This is a genomic window from Halostagnicola larsenii XH-48 (genome assembly GCF_000517625.1).
In the GTDB taxonomy this organism is placed as follows: Archaea; Halobacteriota; Halobacteria; order Halobacteriales; family Natrialbaceae; genus Halostagnicola; species Halostagnicola larsenii.
This window is the reverse complement of record NZ_CP007056.1, coordinates 289,434-315,922: the sequence shown is the minus strand read 5'-3', so window position 1 is coordinate 315,922 and position 26,489 is coordinate 289,434. Positions and strand designations below refer to the sequence as shown.

The window sequence follows — 26,489 nt, the reverse complement described above, 5'->3', positions numbered from 1 at the left end:
AAACACGAAGCTGCGGGCCTTGAAAAACCGCGGCCCACGCCACCGTCATCCGCTGAATCGGTCGGTGCTGACGCCCTTCGCGCGTGAATCGGATGCCCTGTCGCTCGTCAGAAATCGCCGTTCACGATGTCGCTGACCTGCTCGCGATCGAACAGTTCCCGGTCGATATCGTACACCTGATTCGCTGCGCGCTCCGTGAGCACGAGGTTCGTGATTGGCCCCTGGTACAGCGGTCCACCGCGGTAGACGTCACCGTTTTCGACCGCGGTGAGCGAGCTGGCGACGCTGTGGTTTTCCATGAACGAGACGACGGTGTCGTCGAACTCTTCTGCCGTTTTAGCCTCGTTTCCTCGAATCAATAGGATGTCGGGATCGATCTCGTGCAGCAACTCGTAATCGACCTCCGTACGGCTGGAGTGGAAATCCTCGACGTTCGTCGTCGCGAAGGCGTCCTCGACGCCGAGATCTCGCCACTGTTTGAAACTCGTTCCCTCGTCGATGAGATACGGGGAGAACGACGTCGGTTCCTCGAGCGGTTGGGGCCACATGATCGCGACCGACGGCCGTTCGTCCTCCGCCGGAACGATCTCCTCGAGTTCGGCTTGGAACTCCTCGTGGACTGTCTCGAACGCATCGTACCGATCCGTTTCCTGAAAGACTTCGGCTAATTTCCCGAATGCCTCGTATAGGGTCAGGTACTCGTAATTGTGCCAGTCGTAGCCTCGAGAGAAGATGCTGTTTCCGAAAAACGGCGTTCCCGTCGCTTCGATCTTCTCGATGTCAGACTCTTCCCACGCGTCACTTCGTCCGAGAAGGAAGTTCGGATCCATGACGAATATGTCGACGTCCTCACCGAGTGCGATGAAATCCTCCGTGTCGAGTTCGGCTTCCCAGAGTGAATCCATATCGCTCTTATCGACGCTCACTCCGGGGATCTCGTCGTACAGCTGCGTGTGATATCGACCGGTAAGGTAGACGGCTTCCGGGGGCTGTTGACCGAGTGCGATACCCATGTCGGCCCAGCTTCCGTTGTTTGCGGCCCAGGTCTCAGGAACCGAGTCGAACTCGAGAGTTCCGGCGGGCTCCATCGTCACTTCGTAGCTCCCGCCCGATCCGTCACCGTCACCATCCCCGTCGCCGTTTCCGTCGTCGCTTATGCAACCGGCTACCATCCCGGCACCGGCAACTGCTACGGTTGTTCGGAGTAGCTGTCGTCTCGTTCGATAGGTGTCGTTGCCCATGTGTTTAGGCTCCCCTAAAAATTTAAAAGTGTTTCGAAACCGACGGGAGTGTGACGGCTGTTTGCTTGCGAGCGGCCACTTTGGGCGAGTTTGTACGTTACGCGGGCCGTAAGCAGTCGTCTCTTCGCTGCTCTCGTTCCGATAGATTATCGGTTTACTATTGCACTATATAGTTTATGAATCTACAATCGTTCCGTTTGTGGCCTCGAGACCCTGTAAATTCGGCAATACTCATCTCATACTAACCACTGGACTAAAGAACACTTTAGTGCAGTAGATTTAGGTGGGTTGCCGCCCTCCCCCACATACGAATGACTCCAGCATCCGGAACCGGCGATTCCTCGGGGGGAACGTCCGTCGAGGACGCTCTCGAGCGGTATCTCACCAGTCTCTCTGCGGGCGGCTCTCGAAACACCCTCGAGTGGGTTCTCCAGACCGGCGACCAGTCGTTTCGCACCTATCTCGAGGCGAACGGCGTCGAACGCGTCGACGAAATCGACATCGCGTGCTGTCGTGACTGGGGAATGGAACTTCGAACCCGAACCGCTCGGGACGAAATCGCCGCATCGACCGCGCACAACTACTACATGTACACCCGCGCGTTCCTCTCGTTTTGCGTTCGGGATCAACTGCTCGAGACGAACCCCGCGGCGACGGACGCCGCACGCGAGTTTTTACCCGAGGACACCGGCAAACGCGACCGACAGTTCTGGGACGAAAACATGCGAGAGGCGATCCTCTCGTTCGTCCACACGCGCGTCGATCGGGCGTACGACGAGGACGACATCGACCTCGAGCGGGCCTATCGCGATCGTGCGCTCGTCACGTTGCTCGCCCTCGCCGGACTTCGAGGGGCCGAAGCGTTCGCGGATCCACACGACGACCGTCGCGACGGGCTCACGTGGGAAGACGTCGAACTGCAGGACGACCACGGGCGAGTAACGGTTCTCGGAAAGTCCCGGCAGTACGAACGCGTCGGACTCCCCTCGCGCGCGAAGGATGCACTGGAACGGTATCGAACCGTTCTCGAGCCGCCGACAGCGGACTGGCCGGTATTCCCGACGGGACATTATCCCTCGAAACGGCGCGCGCTCGAAGCCGAGTTCTCGTCGGATCGCGTCGATACGCTGCTCACCGATCGGACGATCGACGAGGCCCTCCGCGAGTTCGAGGTTCCGCCGCCGTCGATTTCGAAAAACGGAGCGCGAAATCTGATGCAGCGACTGTGTGACGAGGCGAACCTCGAGATCGACGGCGAGTACCTAAAGCCCCACGGCGGTCGGCGCGGACTCGGCCATGAACTCTACGCGAGCGGCAACTCGGAACTCGCACAGTCGGCGCTCCGCCACAAGTCAATCGAGACGACCCACGAAGCCTACAGCGATATTCAGCCCGAAGACGTCGCAGAACAGATAGACGACGTTATGGAATGACATCTGTCGATAAGAAAGTCTATTAGATTACGATAGATGCTCGTTGGCGTTTTTCATCTGACTGAATGAGGTGGCTTTACATGATCTCAGGCTAACGTACGCATATGGTGCTCGAAATCGACCTCGAAGACGCTGCGGAGAAACACGACGATCTGCCAGCAGTCGACGACGTGTACGACGTGGACGAGGAAATCCCGCTCGCGGAGCTGTTCGACGACGCGTTCGTCGACGCCCGAACCGACTTCGATACGTTCGACGAATTGGTCGCAGCCAGTCCGAGCGATGCCGACAGCGCCGACGCCCTCGAAACGGTTGGCCACGGTGAGTGGGACGAGTTCGTTGCAGAACGGACCGCGTTCGACGACGGCCACGAACTCGTCATGGCCGCTCGAGATCACTGGGTTGGGAAACGACTCGGTCTGGCTTGAGCACGATTCGGCCCCCCACGGTGTGGCTCTTCTGGGTGACGTGATCGGCCAACCGAAATAGCGGCATGTCCGTTGGAGAAAGTGCTAATTAACTCCGTCGAGCTGCTCTGGCCTAGTGATGTCTGAAACAGATACTTCGGATGAACGACCCCCCTCACTGATCGGTCGGGCCCTCTTTGCAAGCGGACTCGTGGTGCTCGCGATCCGGAACCTGACGAATCTCGACGGACGTATCGCCTACGCGGATGCGAAAGGCGTACCAAACGCCGAGACGCTCGTTCCAGCCTCGAGCGGGCTACTGCTCGGAGGCGGTATTGGGATCGGACTCTGGAAGCTCCCCCGAATTTCGGCGGGGAGCATCGCTGCGTTCTTTATCGGCGTCACCCCGCTCATGCACGACTTCTGGGCGGTCGACGAAGAGTCACGCGGGGAAGAGCTCACCTCGTTCCTGCAGAACCTCACGCTTCTGGGCGCTGCGATCGCGTTTTTCGCTCGAGCGAACGCGACTAACGACTCGCCGCTCCCCTCTCGAAACGTGCGTCGTTGCTGCGATTGCGTTACTGATTTTGGATCGCATCGATAACCATCGCGGCGGCGACGATGGGTTCTTTGGGAACGGAGCTCGCGTCGTCGATGGTGATATCGTACTTATCGCGGAACGAAACGTGGCCCTCGATAGAGCCGACGTGTCCGCCGTTGCTGTCGGTAATCTCGTACTTGTGTGGAATCCAATTTCCGAACGGGAGTTGGTTACGAGCGAGCGTTACCGCGGCACCACGAGAATCGATCGTCGCGAGCTCGGCTTCGGTGTCTGCATCCCGTATCGTCCACGTGTCCTGAAAGATGGAGAAATCGTTATCGAGAATAACGATGTCTTCGTCCGTCTGTGCATCCGAGAGGAGGTAATCGCCCGCGACATCGATGATTCCGGCAGCCTTGACGGTGAAAACATCGTTTCCCTGACCGTCGATGAAGGGAAACTCCTCTTTCAGTTTGAACATTTTCTGTTTCCCTCGAAGAACGGTGTTTCCAGCGTCGTCAAACGCTTTGTATTTCTTCCGGATGAGGTTCTGTTCGACCGAGTACCGGTCGCCCGTGAGTTCGATTCCACTGATATCGTACTGCTTTGCGGGGGCCATCTGTCACAGGATTTGAATCCCAGACCCTAAAACTAGTTGAACTGATTTTAGCGACAGATATTTTCTCGAGCGCCACTCGTTCAGGCGTGACGAATACGACAGACTCGCCTAAATTCTAGGTCTCATCCCAGGTATCGATATTTGTGTGGATCCCTCTCGAGGGGAAAATCAACACTGTGATCGATCTCCCTCGCACAATCGATCGACCGATCCATGTCGGATCGGATCCAAAAAACTCCCTCCACAGTACCCCTTCCTCACGTATCCGTATGACCGCTTACTCGGACGATTCGTTTTCTGTTCCGGTTTCGCTCGACTCGTTCGTTTCGTTCTCGCTTTCTTGTTGCTCCATAACCTCCTCTTGGAGCTCTTGTTGTTGTTCCTGTCGTTCTTGTTGGGCGAGGTACTGATCGTAATAGGCCGCTGGAAGTATTCCCCCAATTTCTCCGTTCTGGAGGTCTTCGACCAGCGAATCCGCAGGTGCGCTGACGCGAAGGAGACCGTACTCCGCTTCGGCGTCTTCGACGGAGATCGAATCGTCGTTCGATGCCGCTTGTTCGTACGCGGTCGCCGCCTCTTCAGTTAGTTCTGTCTGCCGCGCCTCGAGTTTCTCCTGTGCTTCGGCTTGCTCGGTCTCACCCGCTTCGACTTCGGCCTGCAGGTCCTCCTGTAGCGACTGGAGTTTCTCCTGGTCGGGTTGGACCCGGATCGTAAGCGGTCCATTCGACCCGTCGTCTCCATCTGATCCATCCTGAGAGATGGAGTTGAGGTCGGAACAGCCAGCGATAGCAGCCGTTGCACTGACACCGGTTAGCGTGAGAAAGGATCGACGATTTGGACGATTTCCCATCGTTCGCGTAAAACGCGAGAACAAATCGGCATAAAAGTTCCCATCACTGTCTTCGCTTTTTGTACGATCCAAACAAACACCGGTTATCCATGAAAACCAACAACTTCGACACAACCGATACTGTGAGCTACCGTCGCTGTCTCCCAGGACTAGACGATCGTTCCCTCGAGGGGTCCAACTACATTCCTCGGACAGGCCGGATAGCCGTCTACCAGAGCGGAATCAGTAGTTGCCGGTCGAGACGATCGGCGGCGAGCCGTGCGGGCCGTAGGGAGCGTCGTCGAGCCACTCGCCCGCCGCTTCGAAATGATCCGCCAGCGACGCGGCCGCCTCCTTGCGAAGGACCGTCACCGGATCTTCTCCCTGCAGGTATTCGAGGGCCTGTCCTGCGGCGTTGAGGTTGTACTCGGCGGCTGTCTCGCGTCGTGCCGCGTAGAGTTCGATTTCATCGCGAGCGACTGCGTCGGTGCGCGCGCCGAGGGCGACGGCGATGGCCGAGGCCGCTTCGTCGGCGTCGGCGATCCCCGAGTTCATGCCGCGGGCGCCGAACGGGGCCAGCAGGTGGGCGGCTTCGCCGGCCAGGAGCACCCGGCGGTGGTCGTCGACGAAGGTGTCGGCCATCACTTGCAGGAAGTAGTACGTCGAGACCCACTTGAGGTTGTCCACGTACTCCTCGCCCATCACGTCGCGGATGAATTCTTTCATCCGCTCGTCGCTTTTGAGTTCCTCCGGATCGTCGCCCTCGAGACACTGGATGTCGAGTCGCCAGCCGCCGGTAAAGGGGACGAGCAGGACGTTCCGGCCGTCGGTTTCGGGCGCGTCGTAGTGGAACAACCGCTCGAGGTCGGCTTCGGCGTGGCCGCCCTCCTCTTCGATATCGGCGATGAGGAAGGCGTTCTCGGACTGGTCACCCTCGAAGTTCGCGCCGATTTCGTTGCGGACGGTCGAGCCGCCGCCGTCGGCTCCGATGAGGTACTCGGTCCGCCACTCGCTGCCGTCGGCCGTCTCGACGCGAACGCCGTCGGCCGACGACTCGACGGTTTCGACCGCCGAATCCCAGTGGATGTCGACGCCCACCTCCTCGAGGGCGTCGTGCATGTACGCCTCGGTGACGACCTGCGGAACGCTGGTGAAGTGAGGGATGTCGCCGCTGCCGCCGGGCGAGTCGTACGTCCGATTGAAGACTTCCTTGCCGCGATAGAGCGTGCGACGGGTCGGCCAGACGAGCCCTTCGTCGACCAGATCGGTTCCCAGCCCGGGGTGGACGCGCTCGAGCGTTCGAAGGGTGCTCCCGTGGACGTAGATGGCGCGACTCCCGTCTCTGTCCCGATCAGCCGACTCGGCCTCGAGAATTGCGGTGTCGATTCCCCGTGCGTGCAGTGCCAGCGCGGCGCTCATCCCGACCGGCCCGGCCCCCGCGATCAGCACTGGTTTGTCGTTCTCGTTGTTGGCCATGGTTTGTATTACTATGTAATCCTAAATGGGCCATAGTGTTTACGATAGCCGGACTTGTTCTCGTGAACTGGCTTGTACGCCGAAGCTGGCGTCCCAGATCGGTGTGTTTCAACCGGCCTCGACACCAGTATGTCCGCTGTTTTACAGGCCCGATTGAATGAATTACACCTCTATCCGAGTTTTTGAGGGCATTCTCGAGTTGTAGCTGTCACGGTGGCAGAATCGCTGCTCTCTCGAGCACTATCGATTCGTTCTCGAGACCACCGGTCAAAACTGGGCCGTCGAATCCGTGCTGATCGGAATCACCGCGCGTCCTCGAGATCGACGAACGCGTCGACATCCGCTGAGAGCCACGTGGTAAGCCGATTGTCGTCGGCGCACTCTCGCGGCGTTATCGTACACCGATCGGACTGCGTTTCGTATCGGACGACGATTGCGTCGAGTTCGATCGAGCGGGTCGAGTATCGAGCGGCCCGCTGCAATCGTTCTCGAACACTAGCCGTGTCGTACTCGCTCGAGGGTTCGTTCATGGTTGGGACCTGGGTACTCGAGACAACGACTGAACGGCACATAGCCGCTTCTAGTTGTTCTATTGAGTAGTACGGATGGTTCTGAACCGGACGTATCGGTTGGGTTCTATCGCTACTACGTGACGTATGCGAAGGGAATTCATACGCAGCGGAGGTATCCGCAGAAATCAAACGTACTCGGGACCAGGCTCTGTTGAATTCCGATTATTCAGACGTATCTTAGCGTGAGACACATGAACACTACAGATGCGAATCTAACGCGATCACATCTATCTGATGAAGGGGATGTTGACAGAGTCGTGCTGAATATAGGGCGCGAATGTGACACGATCTGAGAGGCGATCAGTGTGGAAGAGTGAATGCACAGTGCATAGCGTGTACTGCTCACCAATTGGCCAACCAGCGGTACGTCGATCCCGTTCAGATTGGACAGTCCCTTACAAGTGAACATACGTGTTTGTTTCTCTAGTATGTATCCCATACTTTCTATTATCCTCCACATATTGTTTAGGTAATAGCGGTCTAGCCGCCATTTTTCCGACTTGCTGATGCTGGCCGAAGTATACTGTCTATAGGGGTCAATGATATTAATTGATGTCAAATAAGCCAGACATGACGACCGCACACGGGGGGACGACCAGACACGAAGAGAAAACGACAAGCGAGGAGGAAATAGCGACCAGCGATGAGGAGAGAATGACTACTGAGGAGGGGAGATCTCGTCCCCGTCTAATTGATGTAGTCACTCTCATCGGCCTTGGTTACGTGCTCCGAGATTGGTTAGGTCCAGCAAGAGAAAAGATCCGTTCTGAGGACGACGGCTCCTCAAAACAGAGTCATGGAGTCACTAATACGGTCAAAAATTATACGGGAGAGATGACCCACGGCGCGGCTGATCAAGTCCAGAAGGGTGGTCAAAAAGTAGCAGAAAAGACGGAGGAAACGACGGGGAACGTCGCCAATCGAATTAGAGAGACCAGCGAGGGACTCAGCGATCAGATCGAAGAGGGAAGTAAACAGATCGGTGAGATGGTCGAAGAAAGTGGTGAAGAGGCGAGCGAGATGCTCGAAGAAGGTGGTGAGGAGACAGCTGAGATGATCGAAGAAGGTGGTGCAGAGGCAGGCGAGATGGTCGAAGAGGGTAGTGAGGAGACAGCTGAGATGGTCGAAGAAGATGGCGATGAAGTAGGCGGGACGTTCGGAGAAGGCGATGAGGAGACTGGTGAAATGTTCGAAGATGAGGAAGACGATGGTGGAGACACGAGAGAAAAGATGGGAGATGGCGGGAAAGAAACAGTTGAAATGACCGATGAGGAAACAATAGTAGAACGTATCCGTCAAACTCTATCAAAATAGGAAACTCCGAGATATCGATATCGTATGTGCGCAGTACGTAGGTCTACTGAGCAGTTGGTCCCTCGTCGTTGACGTGAAACAAACGGAGCCTCTGTGCGGAACGTATCCTCAATATTCAGCACGCTGCTCTTGATAGCTATCTGTGGAGTTGATTGCTGCCTCGTTACCTACTTAACCTGTACTTCCCGTACAGGGTGCAAACCTATCATGTGCTAATGATTTTAACAGAGCCCAGGACCAGTAACCTGCAACGGGGCGTCGTTTCCGTGGAAGTTTTCAGTTCACGACGGCCGCGTCACGGCGACTCGAGGGATGAACGCGTCGATCAGGGTTGTGGATCGACGTGGCTTTCAAAGAGTGCGGTGCTGATCGCCCGTTTTCGGTGGCTACTCAACAGGTGTTCGTAAACGGTTTGCTGTGAGTCGTCGATGAACGTACACAGTGGACAGGTGTACGTGTGATCGGATTCAGCCTGGAACTCCGAGTGGGTGCTCTCGGTAACGCGGTTCGCTGAGACCGTTCCGGCACCGTTGGCCTGGAATGAGCCGTGAGTTGGGGTATCGGGATTCATCCAAGAAAAGCTACGCCGATGCGCTACAATTTCCTTTCTAGGAGCGATCCATAGCTCCGCCGTTGGCTCACGACCTCTCCATACGGCTGTGTCGTCTGGCGTGTCGAATCAAATGAGACGAGTCCAACAGAAGGCCATATACTGGACACCGAACTAAATATCTCTATATATAACAATGTCACTCATTGAATCGGTCCCATATACTATATTCTAAAACGGAAAAATAGTCGCGTACACGCTCTTAGAATAGCTTTTCCAATTTCTATAGATGAATACTTATTTATATTCCATCCGTCAACGACGAATCATATGGAAACGCGGAAGATTCAGGTGACCGGTGGATCGACCTACACTGTTTCGCTTCCAAAAACCTGGGCGACCGAAAACGGCGTCAGCAGCGGGACGACCGTCGAAATTTACTCCCAAGACGATACCCTGATCGTCACACCGCAGACTGATGGCGATCATCAGGAGGGCTCACTCGAGATTTCGACTCTCGAGGGCGAACGACTCGTTCGAGCGGTGTTGACGATGTACGTTAGCGGGTTCGACATTATCAGACTCGAGTCGAGTCAGATTTCGACGGAACAGCGACGAGCGATTCGGAGCGCGATTCAAGGACTGATCGGGGTCGAAGTCGTGCAAGAACAGACGGATCAGGTCGTCGTACAGGATCTACTCGATTCATCCGAACTGTCGATTCTCGACGCGGTTACTCGCATGCGGTTGATCGCCACGTCGATGCTCAAAGACGCGGTGACGGCGCTCGTCGAGAACGACGACGATATCGCACGCGACGTGATCGATCGCGACGACGACATCGACCGACTCTGGCTCGCCGTCTCGCGAATATTTCGCGCGACGTTGCGTTCGCCCCGAGCGGCCGAGGAACTGGGCGTCCCGCGCGAGGACTGTTTCGATTACCACTCGAGTTCCCGCCAGCTCGAGCGGATCGCCGACCACGCGGTCAAAATCAGCGAACTCGCGCTCAAACTCGAGGACCTTCCCGAGCAGGTTGCGGATGGCTTTCTCGAACTCTATCGGGACGCCGCCGATATCATCGAAAAATCGATGGACGCGCTGTTGACCGACGACGGATCGAAAGCAACCACGCTCGGTCATGACGCGCTCGAATCTGTCCTCGAGATAGACGAGCACAACCGGCAGATCGACGACATGCTCCGCGACGTGGATCCGGTCCGAGCCCAGTCCGTCGGGTTGATCCTCGATTCGCTCTCTCGCTGTGCCGACTACGGCGGGAACATCGCCGAAACGTCGCTGCAGAAAGCCTCCCCGAAACCCTAGGGATCCTCGCCATCGAAATTTTCAGGAACTGATCCGTCGTCGCCGGTCCGATCCGCTCACTCAGGACCTGAAACCGCAACGTCTTCGAGATCCCCGTCAATACCGAGCCGTCGAACCATCGATTCGGTTGGTCGCCCTTCCTGATCCCACCCCCGATACTCGTAGTACGACTCGAGCATCGCCTCGAACTCGGCCGGATCGACCGCGTAATCGTCGTGTCGTCCGGATTCGGGTGGTTCGGTCACCACCGCGGGCAGTTCGTCGTCGGCGCGGTCGAACCCCTCACGAACGTTGAACAGTCGAACGAGGGTCCAGATCCGCTTGCCGACTCGCGCGAGCTCTTCGCGTTCGTACTCGCGGCCGACCGCCTCGAGCCATTCGACCCCGAGGTCTTCGGCGAGCGAGTCTCCGAGGAAGTCGTCGGCGACGAGACTCCAGAGCACTGCGCGTCTGTTCTGTTCGGTGACAACCGCATCGACGCGTTCGTCGGTGGTCCAGACTCTCGGGGCGAGCGCTTCGGCTTCGACTGGCCGGGCGCGTCGGTGACACGCACCGCGATCGCTCGTCGCGTATGCGAGTGCCATCGCCGTCGCGCCGCGCGGATCGTACGACGGAAGATCCATTCCTTTGACCGTCGGGATCAAATCGTCGCCACCGTACTCGTCGGCGGCCGCTTCCACGCCGTCGGCGAGCACCGCTCCCAGTTCCGTCGACCGCGTTGCGATTTCTTCGATGAGGTCCCGAGCAGCCGCATCGTCGCCGAACTCGAGGTCTCGATCGATGTGTCCCTCCTTACTCGCCCGAATTGCCCACGCGACGGCGTTCCCACTCGAGATAACGTCGAGTGCGAGTCGATCGCAGATCCATCCCAGCGTCGCGACGGCGTCGAAGTCGTCGATGCCGAGTCCCGCGCCGAGCGAAATCGGCGTCGATCCGCGGGGAACGCTCTCGCCCTCGTCGCCGTCGACGCGAAAGCCGCCCGGAACGGCGTCGTCGGCCCGTTCGCGTTCGTGGGCGGCCGCCCGCGCTGCCGAGATACCGATCTCGTCCGCACCGTCGAATCGGCTCGCCTGCCAGCCGTGCGTTGGGAGGACGCCGACCTCGTTCGCGAAGTCGACCGTCTCGAGCGTTTCGCTCGTTGCTTGCCACCGCCCGGTTTCGTTTTCCGCGTATGCCCGTTCGTACTTTGCTCGGAGCACTCGAAGCCGATCGGTAAGTTCTGGCGGGCCATCGCGAGCGACGATCGCTTTGAGTCGTTTTGTGCCCATCACGGCGCCGGCACCACCCCGACCCGCGTGGTGGTCGCCGCCGTCCGAGGCGATCGTGGCGTAGGTCACGCCGTGTTCGCCGGCGGGTCCGATACAAGCGGTCGCCGCGTCGGGAAATCGCTCGTCGACTTCGGCGGCGTCGAGTCCCCACAGCTCCGAGCTGGATTCGATCGTGACGTCGCCGCCCGTCACCGAGAGCGTGACCGGTTCGGACGCGCGGCCGGTTACGAGAATCCCCGCGTGATCGCCGAGCGATCCGGCCAGTCGTCCGGCTATCGACCCACCGGCGTAGGAGTCGAGGAAGGTCCCCGTCTGAGGCGATTTCGTCACCACGACGTAGCGCTGCTCGCTCGGCAGGTAGCCGGTGAGCGGGCCGATCAGAAACAGCAGGACGTTTCTCTCGCTCAACGGGTCGGTTCCCGCCTCGAGTTCGTCGAAAAGGTAGCGTGCGCCCAGTCCTTTGCCACCGACGTATTTCCTGCGCCACGAGTCGGGAACTGGCTCGCTTGTCACCGACCGTGCGGAGAGGTCGACGCGAACGATGCCCGACTGGCGTTCCATAGATGTACGTGGGCAGTAGTGACGCACATAAGTAAGGCTTGGTCATGTCGAATATGGTACGCAGAGTCGGACGCTACTGCGCCTCTAACACCGATGACCGCGGTTACCTTTCCTCGTTCCGAGAGCACAGAGAACCTCTCGATCAGTTCTGTGGATCGATACCGTTCAACGTGGCCAGATCATCGTCGGTCAGCGCTATCTGTGACGCGGCGACGTTCGACTCGAGGTGCTCGGGACTCGAGGTTCCGGGGATGGGGAGCGTCACGTCCGAATGGTGGAGAAGCCACGCGAGTGCAACCTGTCGGGGAGTTGCGTCGTGATTGTCGGCGACGTCTTCTAACCCGCCACTAACGTCGTCTTCGCCGACCGTGTACATCGGCCCCCAGGGAATAAACCCGATTCCGTACTCCTCGCACGCCTGTAGGACGTCCTCGTCGTCCCGGTTGCCGACGTTGTATCGGTTCTGGACCGTCGCAATATCGACGATATCCATCGCAGTTTCCAGTTGTTCGGTAGAAACGTTCGAGAGGCCGACGTGGTCGATTTGGCCGGCGTCTTTCATCTCGGCGAAGGCGTGTACGGACGCCTCGAAGTCGGTATCGGGATCCGGGCGATGGTACTGGTATAGGTCGATGGTCTCGGTCTGGAGTCTGTCGAGGCTACAGAGAACCTGGTTTTTCAGGTAGTCCGGATCCCCGTGTGGGAGCCAGTCTCCGTTGCGGTGTCGGAGCAGTCCGGCCTTCGAAGCGATGACTACGTCGCCATCGTCGCCAAGTGCCTCACCGAGCAGTCGCTCGCTGACCCCAGGGCCGTAGGAATCTGCGGTATCGAAGAAATCGACCTCGAGTTCGGCGGCTCTACGGACGACATCCATCGCCTTCTGCTGGTCGTCTGGGGGACCGATAATATCCTCGCCGGTAATCCGCATCGCCCCGAACCCCAGCCGATTGACTGACAGGTCGCCACCGATATCGAAAACACCGCTTTCGTTGTTGCTCACAGGGGCCATGTGTATTGGCAAGCCCGCCAATCACAAAAACGATGAGGGCTGATACGGAAAATTCGTCCCGATCTACTCACTATCTGTGGTTTTGGTAGTTACACTCAGCTGCCACCGGCGACACCGCTACCGATTGCTACTCCACAATTGTTGCAGGCGACGACGTAGAACCGTTTGGAAGACCGAATGAGACCCGCCATCTCTGCGTCCAAATCTTTGAACTCGACATCCGATTCCTCGGCTATCTCGTGTTCACATTCAGGGCAGTGTACCATACAAATTCCAGTCTCTGGAGAACCAGTAAATGTTTTATCAATATTGGACGTAACTATGCCGATCAACCTTTTGCTCTGTGCTCCCTCGCTGACGCTCAGTTTCTCGGCAAAATCCTCAAAAAAGCGCGTTTCGCTCTTTTGGGCAGCGAGTGTCCAACGGTTCCCCGGGCAGTCGGCACGAAGTCGTTCGAAACGGCTTCGCCGTTTCGTGATGCCACAAATCGCGGAGTCGTGCGCACGCCGTCGACCTCACAGGAGCGAAGCTCCAGGTTAGCGTTGATGAAAAGCACTCCACACTCCTCGACTCGCGGCTTCACCGCTCGTCCACCCGCATAACGCCGCGTCTTTCGGGTCGGTCGTCGGCCCGCTCACTCACTTCGTTCGCTCGCGGTGAGTGCACATTTTCCTCCCTGTACTTATCGCGTATTTTATTATTCAATGATCGTAACCGACGCTGTTCCGGCGAGTCCATGCCGGCCGTCTTCGGTGCGCTCCCACTCGAGACGTGCCTCCGAGTCGTCGCCATCGAGGTCAGTTTCGGCGGTTGGGAAGAACATCAGCAGGTCCGTCCGACCGTCTCCGTTCAAATCAACAGAGAATCCGTCGTCGACCGGTCGAGCCCCCTCACCATCACTAACAGTATCCGGTTCGCCAAACCGGTACTGAACCGGTTCGTTCACCGGATCGAACTCGTCGGTCTGGAAGACCGCGACTGGAATCAGGGTACGATTTTCCAAATCGATTCGTGCGATGTCACAGTTCGGCCGGACCGCGATCTCGAGGTCAGTCGGAAAGTGTGCAGCGGCCTGTCCACCGAACGCCGCAATACCGACCGCCGCTGTCGCTACCCCAGTACCGACGCGGATTGCCTGACGGCGAGAGTATGCCGATTCGTTTGTCTCCGATTCAGTTCGCTGTGATCTGTTGGTTCGTCTCTCAACCATGATACGCCTCACGCTTCGGTGGTAGTGAGAATATTCATTCTGGTTCGAACGTTGAAACATAAATCACACAGTTACATTTATGTATTATCTGTCATTGAATGCAATTTGTGGTAGTATCAAGTTACAGATGTTGTGGCTGGCCTTCTCAACCCTTGTAGCTGTGCCAGTGCGGTTCGTCAACCGTTCGGAGCAGAACCTGCTTGATCCGTACTGAGTGCTGAAGGTATCAGGCCTGTCGTTCTCGGGAAGAACGATACCTCCGGTGACGAGCGTAACGCCATCAACTGTGTTATTCAAATTCCGAAGTGCGACTCACGCTCGAGAACCGTGTATCCCTGCGCCGTGAGCGCATCCTCGCGGTATCGTTCCCCGAAGAACTGGTTCGGGACGTGCTGTAGCCCGAAGCGCTGGTTCGATATGTACTCCACATCGATGCTCGTCTCGCCGTCTTTCTGACTGATCGTTGCCGTGTATGTCGCCCACGGTTTGTCGTTCGCTGTAATCTCCAACGTGACACGGTGACGGCCGTTTTGAGTATGATCTATCTCTCTCTGAACGTCCATTTCAGCGGATCGCAGGCCCAAGAGGTACGATACATGGTACGTGACCTCTTCTTCTCGAGTGGTAATCTCGTCTGCGATTCCCCAGTTAAATGCGAGTACTGGTGGCGTCGGACCAGTGAACGCGTCGACGACCGCTTCCGGGTCATCATCAGACTTGAGTCGATACGTTCCGCGTGGCTGGAGGAGCGGAGCCCGTACGGTGACGAGCAAGACAACTGCTGTAACGACCGCGGGTAGTAGTGACGTCACATAGTACACGCCAAGGTACAGTGACACGGCGACGACGGCGACAACCACAGTCAGAGTGCGTTCGCGTCTATGGTACCGGTTTGCGACAGCGAGCGCCTCCTCTGGTCGGTCGATATTGGTTGTGGAGGGCATCGAAAAAATCATCAGGTATATTGACTATTAAGCGTGTTGGGATCCGAAAAATCGCTCGAGTACGGCGCCTATTGCCGTTTGGGTCAGACCGCGCAGAAGGTTTCGCTGTCTCGAGAGCCTCACCGTGCTGTGTTCGGAGCGACAATCACTCCCCGTCGACGGGCGTCTTCACGACCGTAACGGGTTGGTCCGATAGTCGAGCAACGCGCTCGGCCACGCTGCCGAGCAGTCGTCGATAATCTCCGGACCGGTTTTTCGTTCCGACGACCGTGAGCCCGGTTTCGACTTCGTCGGCGTACTCGAGGATTTCCTCGTGCGGAACGCCGTGTCGGATCTCGCTTACCGTCTCGAGTCCGGCATCGGACGCCCGTTCGATGATCGACTCGACTGCGTCGCGACCGGCCTGCTCGAGCGCGTGCTCGAGGCCTTCGAACTCGTGGACGTACTCGTCGTCCGGATAGGAACTGTACGCGTCGGCGTCCACGACATACAGGACGTGCAGTTCGGCGTCGTACCGTTCGGCAGCATCGATCGCGTGCTCGATTGCTCGGTCGACACCGGGGCTCATGTCGGTCGGCAGTAACAATCGGTCGTACATCGTCTGTCTGTTCTCGAGATAGATGTATAAAGAACGGCGAGAGTTCCTCACGCTCGAGAAGTTCCCGCCCCGGTTTCCTGCTTGATACGGAACGGCTACCCGAACTTGCCGGTGATGTAATCTTCGACGCGGTCGCTTTCGGGGTTCTCGAAGATCTTCGAGGTTTCGTCGAACTCAACGAGATTGCCGCCCGTGAGGAAGACGGCCGTGCGATCGGAGATGCGCGCGGCCTGTTGCATGTTGTGGGTGACGATGACGACCGTGTACTGCTCGGAGAGGTCGGTAATCAGATCTTCGATTTTCGAGGTTGCAACCGGGTCGAGTGCGCTTGCCGGCTCGTCCATCAAAATAACCTCCGGGTCCGGGGCAATCGCGCGTGCGATGCACAGTCGCTGTTGTTGTCCGCCCGAGAGGTCGAGCCCCGAGGAATCAAGTTGATCCTTTACTTCGTCCCACAGCGCGGCGCGTTCTAAGGCCTGTTGGACCTGGTCGTCTAGGTTGCCGTCGTCCTCACCCTGCACCCGCAGGCCGTAGGCGACGTTGTCGTAGATCGACTTGGGAAACGGATTCGGCTTCTGGAATACCATCCCAATTTTGCGACGGAGTGCAACCGGATCGACATCGTCATCATAGACGTTCTTGCCGCCGAACTCGAACTCGCCGTCGACGCGGCAGATATCGATCAGGTCGTTCATGCGGTTGATCGATCGCAGGAACGTCGACTTTCCACAGCCCGAGGGGCCGATGAGCGCCGTCACCTTCTTTTCCGGAATTGGCAGGTTGATCCCGTTGAGCGCTTGATCATCGCCGTAGTAGACATCGAGGTCGCGTGCCTCGAGGAGTACTCGGTCGGTGCCGGTGGCCTCGTTCGATACGTTCGATCCGTCGCCGAGGCCGTCGGTGCCCGGCGTCGGTGTGGCTTGCTGACCGTTGAGCGGTTCGTTTTCCGTGGAAGTGGCTGAATCTTGTGGCATTAGGAATCCCTCTGTTGGTACCGGTTCCGAATGAGAATCGCAATTGAGTTGATCGACAGGAGGATGACCAGCAGCGTCACCACGCCAGCCGCGACGACGCCGTACTGGAACTCCATTTCGGGTTGGTCCGCCCAGGTGTAGATCTGCATGGGCATTGCACTGATCTTACTGAGGAGGCTGTTCGGAACGCCGAAGACTGCCGTCGGCGCACCGATCATGATCAGCGGTGCGGTCTCGCCGATCGCGCGGCCGAGCGCGAGGATCGTTCCCGTGAGGATGCCGGGCATCGCTCGTGGCAAGACGACGTTGCGGATCGTCTGCCACTTCGTCGCCCCCATCCCGTAGCTGGCCTGTCGTTGGGAGTCGGGCACGGAACGGATCGCTTCCTGAGCCGAAATAATGATGATCGGCAGGATGAGCAATCCGACCGTAAAGCCAGCAACGAGCAACGTCCCGAATCCGATGTTCAACAGGCCCACGAACAGGCCGAGTCCCAGCAGTCCATAGACGACCGACGGGACGCCCGCGAGGTTGGCGATATTGAGTTGGATGAACCGCGTGAGGTAGCCGTCGCTTGCATACTCCTCGAGGTAGATCGCCGCGCCGACGCCGAGTGGGAACGTGATCAGTGCGATCAGCGCCATTAGCGCGATCGAGCCGACGATCGCGGGGAAGAATCCCGCCTGATACGGGTTACTGAAGCTCGGCATCCCGGTGAGAAAGCCCCAGTTTAACCAGCCAACGGCATCGACGACGACGTTGGCCAGCAACACTGCGAGTGCGAGGATGCCGAACAGTGCCGCTCCGAGTGTGAGCCAGCGGAACGCGACGTCTTTGGTTCGGCTTACGCGACCGAAGCTAGATCCGCCGGTGGCGGTCTGGTCGGTATCGGTCGACATCAGCGATACACCTCCCTGTAGCGCGAGGATACCCACTCGCTGAATAGATTCATTGCGAACGTGATCACGAACAGCGTCAGCCCCACCGCGAAGAGGCTCTTGTACTGAGTCGACTGGCCGACGACGTCGCTGGCTCCGATCTGCACCATCGCGGCGGTCATCGTCTGCACCGACTCGAGGAACATTCCGGCGGGGTCGGTCAGTTCGGCCATACGTGGGGTCTGCCCTGCAGCGACCGCCACGATCATCGTCTCGCCGATGGCTCGAGAGAGCGCCAGAATGTACGAGGAGAGGATCCCCGAAAGCGCCGCCGGAACGACGACCGACGTTGAAACGGTGAACTTCGTCGCGCCGAGGCCGTAACTCGCTTGGCGCAACGAATCGGGTACCGAACTCATCGCGTCCTCGCTGATCGAGGAGACCATCGGAATGATCATGATGCCGACCATGATCGAGGCCGAGAGCGCGTTGAACGTCCCGATCGGGAGGAACCGATCGAACACGGGCGTGATGTATACTAGTGCGAAGTATCCGTAGACGACCGTCGGAACGCCCGCAAGCACCTCGAGTGCGGGTTTGAGGTACGCCCGCCGTCGATCCGAGGCGTATTCGCTCAGATAGATTGCCGTTAGAAGTCCGATCGGGAGGGCGATCAACGCCGAGCCGATCGTAATCGTAACCGTTCCGGAGATCAGCGGCCAGACGCCGTAAAGATCGTTCGAGGGTGTCCATTCCGTTCCCGAGAAGAACTCGAGTGGCGAAACGACCGCGAAGAAGTCGACGGCATCGTATAAAAGCGTCAGGACGATCGCAACGGTCGTCAGAATCGAGAGGAACGCACACACTGCAAAGACGTACTTGAACGCGACTCCGCGAACGGAGCGAGCGTTGTCGTGTGTGATATCCGGTGCGCTCATCAGGCCGTCACCTCCTCGATATTTCTGTCGAGTTTCTCGAGGTTCTCGTCGCGGACGTCTTCGGTGACCGGGACGTACCCGACCTCGTTGACGAGATCTGTCGACGAGCGCTCGAGGTAGTATCGGACGAAGTCCTGAACTTCGGGGCGCTCGAGCGATTCTTTGGCGACGTAGATGTACAGGTTTCGCGACAGCGGCGTATACTCGCCGTCCATCGCCGCCTCGAGTGACGGCTCGACGCACCCGTCGCCGTCGTCGATTCCGAGGGCCTTGATCTGGTCGGGGTTTTCGTCGTAGTAGGCGAATCCGAAGTAACCGATGGAGTACTGGCTCCCTCGGACACCCTGTACGATAGAACGGTCGCGCTCGGTGCCGCGGTAGTCCGTTCGGTGAGTCTCCTCTTCGCCGATGATCGCCTCGACGAAGTACTCATGTGTTCCTGAGGTCGTCGCGGAGCCGAAAAACTCGATCTCTTCGTCGGGCCACTCATCACGAACGTCGCTCCAGCGCTGGGCACCCCCTTCGCGCCAGAGTTCACGCAGTTCCTCGACGGTTACGCAGTCCACCCAATCCGCTTCAGGATGGGTGACTACCGTCAACGCATCAGTTGCGATTGTAAATTCGACTGGTTCAACACTGTTTTCTGCGCACTGTTCTATGTCGGCATCGGCTATTTCTCGGCTTGCATTGTTGATGTCCGTCATGTTGGGGCAAAAGAAGTTCGAGAAGCCGCCCCCTGTTCCCGTCATACTGATCGAGACGGTCACGTCGTTTCGATCCTCGGAAAACGATGACGATATCACCGAGGTGATCGGGAACACGGTCGAACTTCCAGCAATTCTCACCTCCTTTGCCGCGCCAGCAAACGTTCCAATACAACCGGACAGTCCCGTCACGCCCGCGAGACTTGCGCCGGCCAAAAATTTCCGCCGGTTGATTCCAACCGACGGCCCAGTGGTGTCTTTCGACATCACTGAAGCATCACCAGTAGCCAAATAAGTACCCTACTATGATAACTATATATTGGTATTTAGTTCGGGGACCAACTCCGTGTTCCGGATTCCGACATTCATAATTGTTCCTATGCTGAACGAGAATCTGAGAGGGTTTATGTACGGATCGATGATTCGAGAGTATGAACCTCAATAAAGGATTTGTTCTTGCCCTCGTCGGCGCTCTTCTCGTGTTGGCAATTTTGCTCGTCGAGCCATTTCTCCAGTACGTCCTTGGTGCGGTACTCCTCGCGTACACACTCTATCCAATCCAGATCCGTCTCGAAGAATACACGTCGTCGATGATCGCCGCACTTTCTCTCGTGACTCTCGCCGTCGTTGGATTTGTCACTCCGTTCGTCTTGGTCGTTGCATCCATCATGGGTGACGCGACGCGTATTCTCCGAAATGTCGAAATAGAATCCGTTCAAATAGCGGAGATCGAATCTCTCATCCAGGAGTACACTGGGCAAAATATCGATATCGTGGGAGAACTCTCCGGTTCAGGACAGAGGATACAAGCGGTGGTCTTCGAGCAGTCAGCCGAAGTGTTCAACTCGATCACCCATTTCGTGATCGGGATCGCGCTGGGTCTCTTTCTTGTGTATTACCTACTCAAAGACGGCGACAAACTGGTCGACTGGCTCTATCGAACGGTTCCACTTCCAGTAGACATCCAGCGTGACCTCCACGACGAAATCGGCGACATGATGTGGGCCGTTCTCTTCGGGCACGTCTTCGTCGCCGTCGTGCAGGGTGGCGTTGCTGGAGTTGGATTCTTTGCAACCGGTATTCCCAACGCAACGTTTTGGACGGTCGTCATGATGGTTTTCGCGATGGTTCCGCTCGTCGGCGCGATTCCCATCTGGGGCGGCGCTGTCGTCTATCTGTTCGTTTCAAGCGAGCCGTTGTTCGCCACCGCGTTGTTCGTCTATTGTGTCATCGTTGTCGGACTCACTGACGACTATCTTCGTCCTTTCGCAGTCGACCGGTACGCAGACCTCAATCCCGCCGTTATTCTCCTCGGCATCCTTGGCGGTGCGTACGCATTCGGGATCATGGGTCTGTTCTTCGGCCCTATTATCCTCGGCGGATTGAAGGCGACCCTCGGAATCGTTTCCGATAGCTGGAGCAGACTCGACAACGGGCAATAGTCGAAGCGCGATCGGGTGCTGGTGTATGTGAACTGCCCGAAGCTACGTCTCAACGAGGTACAGCACCCTCAGAAATTACAATCCGTCGAAATCCTCGAGCGGCAACAGGTTACTCTGAACAGCGCCGTCGCCGGTCACGCGAAGCTTTACAATGGTGTTCGTGGTCCGTCCATCGAGGTTCGATACCACATGTCAATGGACGCCGTCGTCTATCAGGGACCGCACGACGTAGCCGTCGAAGCGGTCGATGAACCGGAGATTGAACACGAAAACGACGTGCTCGTCGACATAACGACCACGGCGATCTGCGGTTCGGATCTCCACATGTACGAGGGCCGAACCGCGGCCGACCCCGGGATCGTCTTCGGACACGAGAACATGGGAACCGTAAGCGAGGTCGGCGACGCCGTCACGTCGCTCGAGGTCGGCGACAGGGTCGTGATGCCGTTCAACGTCGCCTGCGGGTTCTGCCGGAACTGTGAGAACGGTTACACCGGCTTTTGCACCAACGTCAACCCAGGCTTCGCCGGCGGCGCGTACGGGTACGTCGCGATGGGGCCGTACAAGGGCGGACAGGCCGAGAAACTGCGCGTGCCGTTCGCGGACTTCAACGCGCTCAAACTCCCCGAGGGAGACGTACACGAGGATTCCTTCGCGCTTCTGGCCGACATCTTCCCGACTGGATGGCACGGAACGCGACTCGCGAACCTAGAGCCAGGCGAATCGATCGCGATTTTCGGGGCCGGCCCGGTCGGTCTGATGGCCGCCTACAGCGCCAAGATCCAGGGTGCGTCGGAGATATATGTCGTCGACCGGGTCGAGAGCCGCCTCGAGATGGCAGAAGACCACTGCGACGCCCGCGCGATCAACTTCGAGGAGAGCGATCCCGTCGAACAGATCAAAGATGTCCACGGCGGCGGCGTCGACAAGGGCGTCGACGCGGTGGGGTATCAGGCGATCGACCCCGAAACGGATCCGGGCGACGAGGCGTACGACCCGGCCCGCGAGAATCCTGCGGTCGTGCTCAACCAACTCATCCAGACGGTTCGCCCGACCGGGCAACTCGGCATTCCGGGACTGTACGTTCCTTCGGATCCCGGCGCGCCAGACGAGATGGCGGCGCAGGGTCGGCTCGGTATCGACTTCGGCAAGCTATTCGAGAAGGGGCTAAAGCTGGGCACCGGGCAGTGTAACGTCAAGCAGTACAACCGAGAACTGCGGGATATGATCATCGAGGGCCGGGCCGACCCCAGCTGGGTCGTCTCCCAACGCGTCGACTTAGAGCGCGCGCCGGAGATGTACGAGAAGTTCGACGAGCGCGAGGAGGGCGTCATCAAAGTCCTGCTCGAGCCGTAGCCGTCTCGCCCAGTCGGACCGAATCGAAGTCACGGTCCGCAAGCGACTCTCGAATTTATTTTCGCAGCCACACGGAGGGGTGATCGTCGCGGAGGTGGTCCTGATACCGCTTGGCCAGCTCCGGGTGGGTGTCTCCGACCGCGTGCCACTCGCAGTGCTCGCAGGCCCGTTCGATCGTTTCGGTCGCGTTGCGAACGTAACCGCTCTTTCGATTCATGTAGACGGTACCTCCGTTGAACCGTTGTCACTCTTTCGTCTCCAACCTCGTCCGCCCACGGAGCTCGGTACTGCCCGGCACACTCGACCGGTCGTGAAGACCGACGCGGATCGGTCGCCAAAACGGGTATAGCTTCGACCGACGTACTCGAGGACATGTGCCAGTATTGCAGCTACGTCGGCCACGACGGCTGGACCCGGCTGCTCGAGTACGACGACGTCTATCAGGACGCTCTCACCGACCGGACGGCGGATCGGTCGACCCACGGTTTCCACGAATCCTGGGACGAGCTTCGCGAGGACCTCGAATCGTAGACCGCGCGTCGTGACTACAGCGGAAACGGATCGGTCGTCGGCTCGTAAGCGGGTTCGTCGTCGTCGACCGTACACGCCTCGAGTTCCTCGCGGATCCGCCCCTCGTTCATCTCTCGACCGATGAACACCAGTTGGGTGCGACGCTCGTCGTCTTTGCGCCACTCGCCGATCGGGCCGGCCCTGACCGATGGACCGGCCTGACTGACGCCGATCACCTCCTCGCGGCCCGCGACGTGACAGACGCCTTTCGCCCGGACGATCGCTCCGTCCCAGTCCTCGAGCCACGTCGCGAGTCGTTCGGGGTGGAACGGCCGAATCGACCGGAAGACGAACGACGAGACGCCGTGGCGCTCGGCGGCGCTCGTCAGATCCTCGCCACCGTGATCGTGCCCCCCGCCCTCGTCGTGATCGTCCCCCTCGCCGTCACCATGATCGTGTCCGTCGCCACGCAGGTGACGTTTCCACCCCTGTGCGCGCCGCGCCGCCTCGAAGTCGAAGCGGCCGGTATCGAGGACGACGTCCGGATCCACCTCGGCGTAGGTCGTCCGGATCTGCTTCGCCCGCGGCTGGAGCCGGGTGACGACCGCCTCGATCTCCCCGAGTACGTCGTCGGGAACCATGTCGACCTTGTTGTACAACAGGACGTCGCAGAACTCGATTCCCTCCACGAGAACCTCGCTCAGCGGGCGGTCATCGTCGGGTTCTGCGGCCCCGGGCAATCGCTCTCCGGCGTCGAACTCTTTCCAGAAGCCGTACGTATCGAGCACGGTTACCATCGTGTCCAGTCGGAACAGGTCCGTCGGATCTCCGTCGCTCTCGTCCGTACCCTCGGTGAACACCTGCGCGACGGGGATCGGTTCGCTGATCCCCGAGGACTCGACCAGCAGGTGGTCGAACGCGCGGCTCTCGGCCAGCCGCGCCGCCTCCTCAAGGAGATCCCCCTGCAACTGACAGCAGATACAGCCGTTCGAGAGGTCGACGATTCCCTCCTCGTCGTTTGCACGCGCGATCAGTTCCGCGTCGATGTTTACCTCACCCATATCGTTGACGATCACTGCTACCCGTCGGTCTCCCGGGTTCGAAAGCACGTGATTGAGCAGCGTCGTTTTGCCCGCGCCGAGGTAGCCGCTGACGACGGTCACGGGTATCGCGTCGGCATCTGTCATACGGTATCTACCCTCACGACGTGGCGACTCCTAAGTGTCCGGTCGACTCTCAGGGACTCTCTCGAACTCGAGACTCTTCGTCGAGTTTCTGGAAGCCGAGTGATTCGAAGAAAACACGGCTGTCTATCGACTAGTTGAGATTGGACGAAGCTAACTGATCATCTTAGATGTCTCGTCGCTGGAACACCACCTGACTGCCGATCAACAGAACGGTAAAGACCACGAGGAGTACTCCGACATCCGCAAGCTGATACGTGCCGTCGATGAGGATTGGCGTCGGTTCGTAGTAGTTCATCGGACTGACGTTCTGAATCCACTCATACCCCTCGGCGTTCGCGGTGACCGACTTGATGAGGAATAGCGCGAAGACGAGCCCGATCGCGGCGCGTTTTGCGACATCTGCTCGGTCGAAGATCACCGAGAAGACGGTCCCAATCGCTGCGCAGGTCAACAGGTACGGGATCGAGAGCGCGTGCACGAGCACCAGGTGGGCCAAATCGATGGACTCACCGATAGCGGCTGCACCCCCGTAGACGACGGCAGCGACAACGATGTTGACCGCAATGATCGGAACGAGCAACGCGCTGAACTTCTCGATCAGTAACCACGACCGAGAGACGGGGAACGACACCAACAGATCCATCCGATCATGCTCGACATCGCCAGCAATCAAACCGCCCGCCGCATACGCGAAGTACAACCCGAGCCCGAGCACCCAGACGAAATTGTAGACTTCCGCCGCGAGAAAGCCCTCGATCGTCGCAATCGTCTCGATGCCGAACGCCTCGAGCATCGCGGGTGGCAGCGATTCCATCGCCTGCGTCAGCCCTTCGACGTCAAGCACCGAGAAGTACCAGACGAAAAATGCCACGAGAACAGCGATCCCGCCCGCTAATGCGGCTGTCCCGCGGAGTCGGCGGCTCGCCTCGTACCGCGCGGTTTCAAACATTGGTACCCTCCATCGGCGGATTCGCTTCGGAACCGTCGGTTCCGTAGAAGTGCATGAAGATATCTTCGAGCGGCGGCTCGCGGATTTCGACCTCGTGGACATCGTGTCGCGCGAGCGCCTGAAACAGCGGGTTGTAGTTGCCGGCGTAGATGAACTGGATCTCCTCACCGACGGTGGTCACGTCGAAAGCGCCGTCGAGACCACTGAAGTCCACCCGTTCGCCGTCGGCGGTACGGACGTGGACGCGTTTACCGCCCTGATCGAGGAGCGTATCGATGTCTTCGAGTCCGACGAGTCGCCCCTCACGGAGAATGCCGACGCGGTCACAGACGCGCCGAACCTCGCTCAATACGTGCGAGGAGAAGAAGATGGTCGTCCCGCGCTCGCGTTCGCCGCGAATGAACTCGTTGAACTCCTCCTGTTTGAGCGGATCCAATCCCGAGGTCGGTTCGTCCATAATGACGAGGTCGGGATCGTGCATGAATGCCTGTACGATTCCGAGCATCCGCTTGTTGCCGGTCGAGTACTCGCGGATCGGGCGTTCAACCGGCGGCGTAAAGACATCGAGCAGTTCCGAACGACGTCGATCCCCTTTGACGGAAGCGTGATAGTTGAGGACGCGCTGGCCGGTCACCTCCTCATTGAACCCGAGGTGCGCCGGCAGGTACCCGATCCGTTGTTTCGCCTCAATCAGCGCATCTTCATTGCGTACGTCTGCCCCGAGGACCGTCGCAGTACCCGATGTCGGGGAGATCAAGCCGAGCAGCGTCCTAATCAGCGTCGTCTTTCCGGCTCCGTTCGGACCGAGGAACCCGAATATTTCGCCGTCTTCGACGGAGAACGACAGCGAGTCGACTCCGAGAACGCTCCCGTAGTCCTTCGTCAAATCGTTCACTTCTAGTGCGCCCATAGCCGTTCATCAACTCTATAACTAAATACGTTTTTCGGTCATAGAGTCATGACCGATAACCAATCTGGTTATGAGGTCCCGGGAGAATATACTGGTATGCCCGGTTTCAGCGATGAGAAACGAGAACAAATCAGAGAACAACTCGTCGAGAGCGGCCGAGAGCTCCTGCTCACGTACGGGCCGAAGAAAACGACTGTGAAGGACGTTACAGATCCCGTTGGAATTGCGAAGCCAACGTTTTACCAGTTTTTCGACGCAAAATCGGACCTCTACATCGAAATTCTCCAGCGCGAATTTGAGGAGTACATGGAGAACGTGCGTTCAGAGCTCGCGGGTGTAGACGAACCGCAGGAAGCGCTGGAGCGATTATTCTGGTGCTACGCTGAGTTCGGCGAAGGAAACCCGTTCATCCAACAAACGGTCATACAGGGTAACTACCAAGAAATCATCGGGAGCGGGTCTGAGAAGCAACTCGAGGAGCTCGTTCAGGCGGAAATGGCGGAGTTCATCCCCCTTCTCGAAGGCATCCAGAGCCGGAGTGACGGACCGCTCGCGGAAATGGATCCATTCATCGTGCTAGGACTTATGGGATCTTCGATCGGGCTCTTGGTACTACACCGGGACGAGTACGAGCAATACGAGGGTCAGTTTGAGGGCGTTGAGCAAGGCTACTACGGACAGGTACAGGAGGCGTTAATCTCGACACTCGCGAGAGGTCTCACCGTTGAAGGGTAACAAACGGT

The 26,489-nt window shown here is 58.3% G+C and carries 27 protein-coding genes and 1 pseudogene; 9 read left to right on the top strand and 19 right to left on the bottom strand.

The genetic code is table 11. The annotated features are described in order from the left end of the window. Positions 1–107: 107 nt before the first annotated feature. A complete protein-coding gene (locus HALLA_RS15335) occupies positions 108–1,241 on the bottom strand; it encodes an ABC transporter substrate-binding protein (RefSeq protein WP_049954371.1) in 1,134 nt (377 codons plus the stop codon). 311 nt (positions 1,242–1,552) lie between these two features. Between HALLA_RS15335 and HALLA_RS15330 the strand changes: the two genes are divergently transcribed. The 3 genes and pseudogenes from HALLA_RS15330 to HALLA_RS15320 all read left to right on the top strand — a co-directional run. After that, the gene (locus HALLA_RS15330; protein WP_049954370.1) at positions 1,553–2,674 is read left to right on the top strand and encodes a tyrosine-type recombinase/integrase; all 1,122 of its coding nucleotides are present in this window, start codon (positions 1,553–1,555) and stop codon (positions 2,672–2,674) included. A gap of 104 nt (positions 2,675–2,778) precedes the next feature. After that, a complete protein-coding gene (locus HALLA_RS15325; protein ID WP_049954369.1) occupies positions 2,779–3,102 on the top strand; it encodes a hypothetical protein in 324 nt (107 codons plus the stop codon). Positions 3,103–3,220: 118 nt separating this feature from the next. Then, positions 3,221–3,604, top strand: a pseudogene (locus HALLA_RS15320) (DoxX family membrane protein); the annotation flags it as partial. Between the two features lie 55 nt (positions 3,605–3,659). Here HALLA_RS15320 and HALLA_RS15315 read toward each other — a convergent pair. The 4 genes from HALLA_RS15315 to HALLA_RS15300 all read right to left on the bottom strand — a co-directional run bounded on the left by HALLA_RS15315 (position 3,660) and on the right by HALLA_RS15300 (position 7,076). Continuing rightward, complete coding sequence (locus HALLA_RS15315; RefSeq protein WP_049954368.1) at positions 3,660–4,241, bottom strand: hypothetical protein; 582 nt, start codon at positions 4,239–4,241, stop codon at positions 3,660–3,662. A gap of 277 nt (positions 4,242–4,518) precedes the next feature. After that, positions 4,519–5,091, bottom strand: a complete 573-nt coding sequence (locus HALLA_RS15310) for a hypothetical protein (protein WP_049954367.1) — start codon at positions 5,089–5,091, stop codon at positions 4,519–4,521. Between the two features lie 222 nt (positions 5,092–5,313). After that, on the bottom strand, positions 5,314–6,546 hold the full coding sequence (locus HALLA_RS15305) for an FAD-dependent monooxygenase (RefSeq protein ID WP_084569059.1): 1,233 nt from the start codon (positions 6,544–6,546) through the stop codon (positions 5,314–5,316). 302 nt (positions 6,547–6,848) lie between these two features. Next, positions 6,849–7,076 (bottom strand): DUF7511 domain-containing protein, encoded by a 228-nt coding sequence (locus HALLA_RS15300; RefSeq protein ID WP_049954366.1) that lies wholly within the window; start codon positions 7,074–7,076, stop codon positions 6,849–6,851. A gap of 612 nt (positions 7,077–7,688) precedes the next feature. Between HALLA_RS15300 and HALLA_RS21350 the strand changes: the two genes are divergently transcribed. Further along, entirely contained in the window at positions 7,689–8,432 is a 744-nt protein-coding gene (locus HALLA_RS21350; protein ID WP_242406210.1) for a hypothetical protein, read from the top strand. Positions 8,433–8,757: 325 nt separating this feature from the next. Here HALLA_RS21350 and HALLA_RS15290 read toward each other — a convergent pair whose 3' ends face one another. After that, entirely contained in the window at positions 8,758–9,003 is a 246-nt protein-coding gene (locus HALLA_RS15290) for a hypothetical protein (protein WP_049954364.1), read from the bottom strand. 309 nt (positions 9,004–9,312) lie between these two features. Between HALLA_RS15290 and HALLA_RS15285 the strand changes: the two genes are divergently transcribed. After that, the gene (locus HALLA_RS15285; RefSeq protein WP_049954363.1) at positions 9,313–10,308 is read left to right on the top strand and encodes a phosphate uptake regulator PhoU; all 996 of its coding nucleotides are present in this window, start codon (positions 9,313–9,315) and stop codon (positions 10,306–10,308) included. Positions 10,309–10,364: 56 nt separating this feature from the next. Here the strand turns inward: HALLA_RS15285 and HALLA_RS15280 are convergent, their stop codons facing one another. From HALLA_RS15280 to HALLA_RS15240, 9 genes are all read right to left on the bottom strand, one after another. Beyond that, a complete protein-coding gene (locus tag HALLA_RS15280; RefSeq protein ID WP_049954362.1) occupies positions 10,365–12,137 on the bottom strand; it encodes an aldehyde ferredoxin oxidoreductase family protein in 1,773 nt (590 codons plus the stop codon). 142 nt (positions 12,138–12,279) lie between these two features. Further along, a complete protein-coding gene (locus HALLA_RS15275; RefSeq protein WP_049954361.1) occupies positions 12,280–13,146 on the bottom strand; it encodes an aldo/keto reductase in 867 nt (288 codons plus the stop codon). 697 nt (positions 13,147–13,843) lie between these two features. Beyond that, entirely contained in the window at positions 13,844–14,356 is a 513-nt protein-coding gene (locus tag HALLA_RS15270; RefSeq protein ID WP_049954360.1) for a hypothetical protein, read from the bottom strand. Positions 14,357–14,649: 293 nt separating this feature from the next. Continuing rightward, entirely contained in the window at positions 14,650–15,312 is a 663-nt protein-coding gene (locus HALLA_RS15265; RefSeq protein ID WP_242406209.1) for a hypothetical protein, read from the bottom strand. Between the two features lie 133 nt (positions 15,313–15,445). Next, positions 15,446–15,898 (bottom strand): universal stress protein, encoded by a 453-nt coding sequence (locus HALLA_RS15260; protein WP_049954359.1) that lies wholly within the window; start codon positions 15,896–15,898, stop codon positions 15,446–15,448. Between the two features lie 95 nt (positions 15,899–15,993). After that, positions 15,994–16,872 (bottom strand): phosphate ABC transporter ATP-binding protein PstB, encoded by an 879-nt coding sequence (pstB, locus tag HALLA_RS15255; protein WP_049954358.1) that lies wholly within the window; start codon positions 16,870–16,872, stop codon positions 15,994–15,996. Further along, a complete protein-coding gene (gene pstA / locus HALLA_RS15250) occupies positions 16,872–17,771 on the bottom strand; it encodes a phosphate ABC transporter permease PstA (RefSeq protein WP_049954357.1) in 900 nt (299 codons plus the stop codon). Before pstA ends, pstB begins: the two co-directional genes overlap by 1 nt. Further along, positions 17,771–18,688: a phosphate ABC transporter permease subunit PstC gene (pstC, locus tag HALLA_RS15245; RefSeq protein ID WP_049954356.1), complete on the bottom strand. Its 918-nt coding sequence runs from the start codon at positions 18,686–18,688 to the stop codon at positions 17,771–17,773. The genes pstA and pstC overlap by 1 nt, the downstream gene beginning before the upstream one ends. Beyond that, positions 18,688–19,659, bottom strand: a complete 972-nt coding sequence (locus tag HALLA_RS15240; protein ID WP_049954355.1) for a PstS family phosphate ABC transporter substrate-binding protein — start codon at positions 19,657–19,659, stop codon at positions 18,688–18,690. Before HALLA_RS15240 ends, pstC begins: the two co-directional genes overlap by 1 nt. A gap of 164 nt (positions 19,660–19,823) precedes the next feature. On the opposite strand from HALLA_RS15240, the gene HALLA_RS15235 reads away from it, so the two are divergent. Both HALLA_RS15235 and HALLA_RS15230 read left to right on the top strand, forming a co-directional pair. After that, entirely contained in the window at positions 19,824–20,834 is a 1,011-nt protein-coding gene (locus HALLA_RS15235) for an AI-2E family transporter (RefSeq protein WP_049954354.1), read from the top strand. A gap of 195 nt (positions 20,835–21,029) precedes the next feature. Next, on the top strand, positions 21,030–22,190 hold the full coding sequence (locus tag HALLA_RS15230) for a glutathione-independent formaldehyde dehydrogenase (RefSeq protein WP_049954353.1): 1,161 nt from the start codon (positions 21,030–21,032) through the stop codon (positions 22,188–22,190). 55 nt (positions 22,191–22,245) lie between these two features. On the opposite strand, the gene HALLA_RS20695 is transcribed toward HALLA_RS15230, so the two are convergent. After that, positions 22,246–22,407 carry a DUF1059 domain-containing protein gene (locus HALLA_RS20695; RefSeq protein WP_157231404.1) on the bottom strand — a complete coding sequence of 54 codons (162 nt, stop codon included), beginning with the start codon at positions 22,405–22,407 and terminating at the stop codon, positions 22,246–22,248. 155 nt (positions 22,408–22,562) lie between these two features. Here HALLA_RS20695 and HALLA_RS21125 point away from each other — a divergent pair, with 155 nt between their 5' ends. Next, a complete protein-coding gene (locus HALLA_RS21125; RefSeq protein ID WP_169732152.1) occupies positions 22,563–22,721 on the top strand; it encodes a hypothetical protein in 159 nt (52 codons plus the stop codon). Positions 22,722–22,735: 14 nt separating this feature from the next. On the opposite strand, the gene HALLA_RS15225 is transcribed toward HALLA_RS21125, so the two are convergent. The 3 genes from HALLA_RS15225 to HALLA_RS15215 form a co-directional block, all read right to left on the bottom strand. Next, positions 22,736–23,887, bottom strand: a complete 1,152-nt coding sequence (locus HALLA_RS15225; RefSeq protein WP_049954352.1) for a CobW family GTP-binding protein — start codon at positions 23,885–23,887, stop codon at positions 22,736–22,738. Between the two features lie 163 nt (positions 23,888–24,050). After that, positions 24,051–24,836, bottom strand: coding sequence for an ABC transporter permease subunit (locus tag HALLA_RS15220; protein ID WP_049954351.1), 786 nt, complete (start codon positions 24,834–24,836; stop codon positions 24,051–24,053). Further along, complete coding sequence (locus HALLA_RS15215) at positions 24,829–25,746, bottom strand: ABC transporter ATP-binding protein (RefSeq protein ID WP_049954350.1); 918 nt, start codon at positions 25,744–25,746, stop codon at positions 24,829–24,831. Before HALLA_RS15215 ends, HALLA_RS15220 begins: the two co-directional genes overlap by 8 nt. Before the next feature lie 96 nt (positions 25,747–25,842). On the opposite strand from HALLA_RS15215, the gene HALLA_RS15210 reads away from it, so the two are divergent. Then, a complete protein-coding gene (locus tag HALLA_RS15210) occupies positions 25,843–26,481 on the top strand; it encodes a TetR/AcrR family transcriptional regulator (RefSeq protein WP_049954579.1) in 639 nt (212 codons plus the stop codon). The last annotated feature ends 8 nt before the right edge of the window (positions 26,482–26,489 follow it).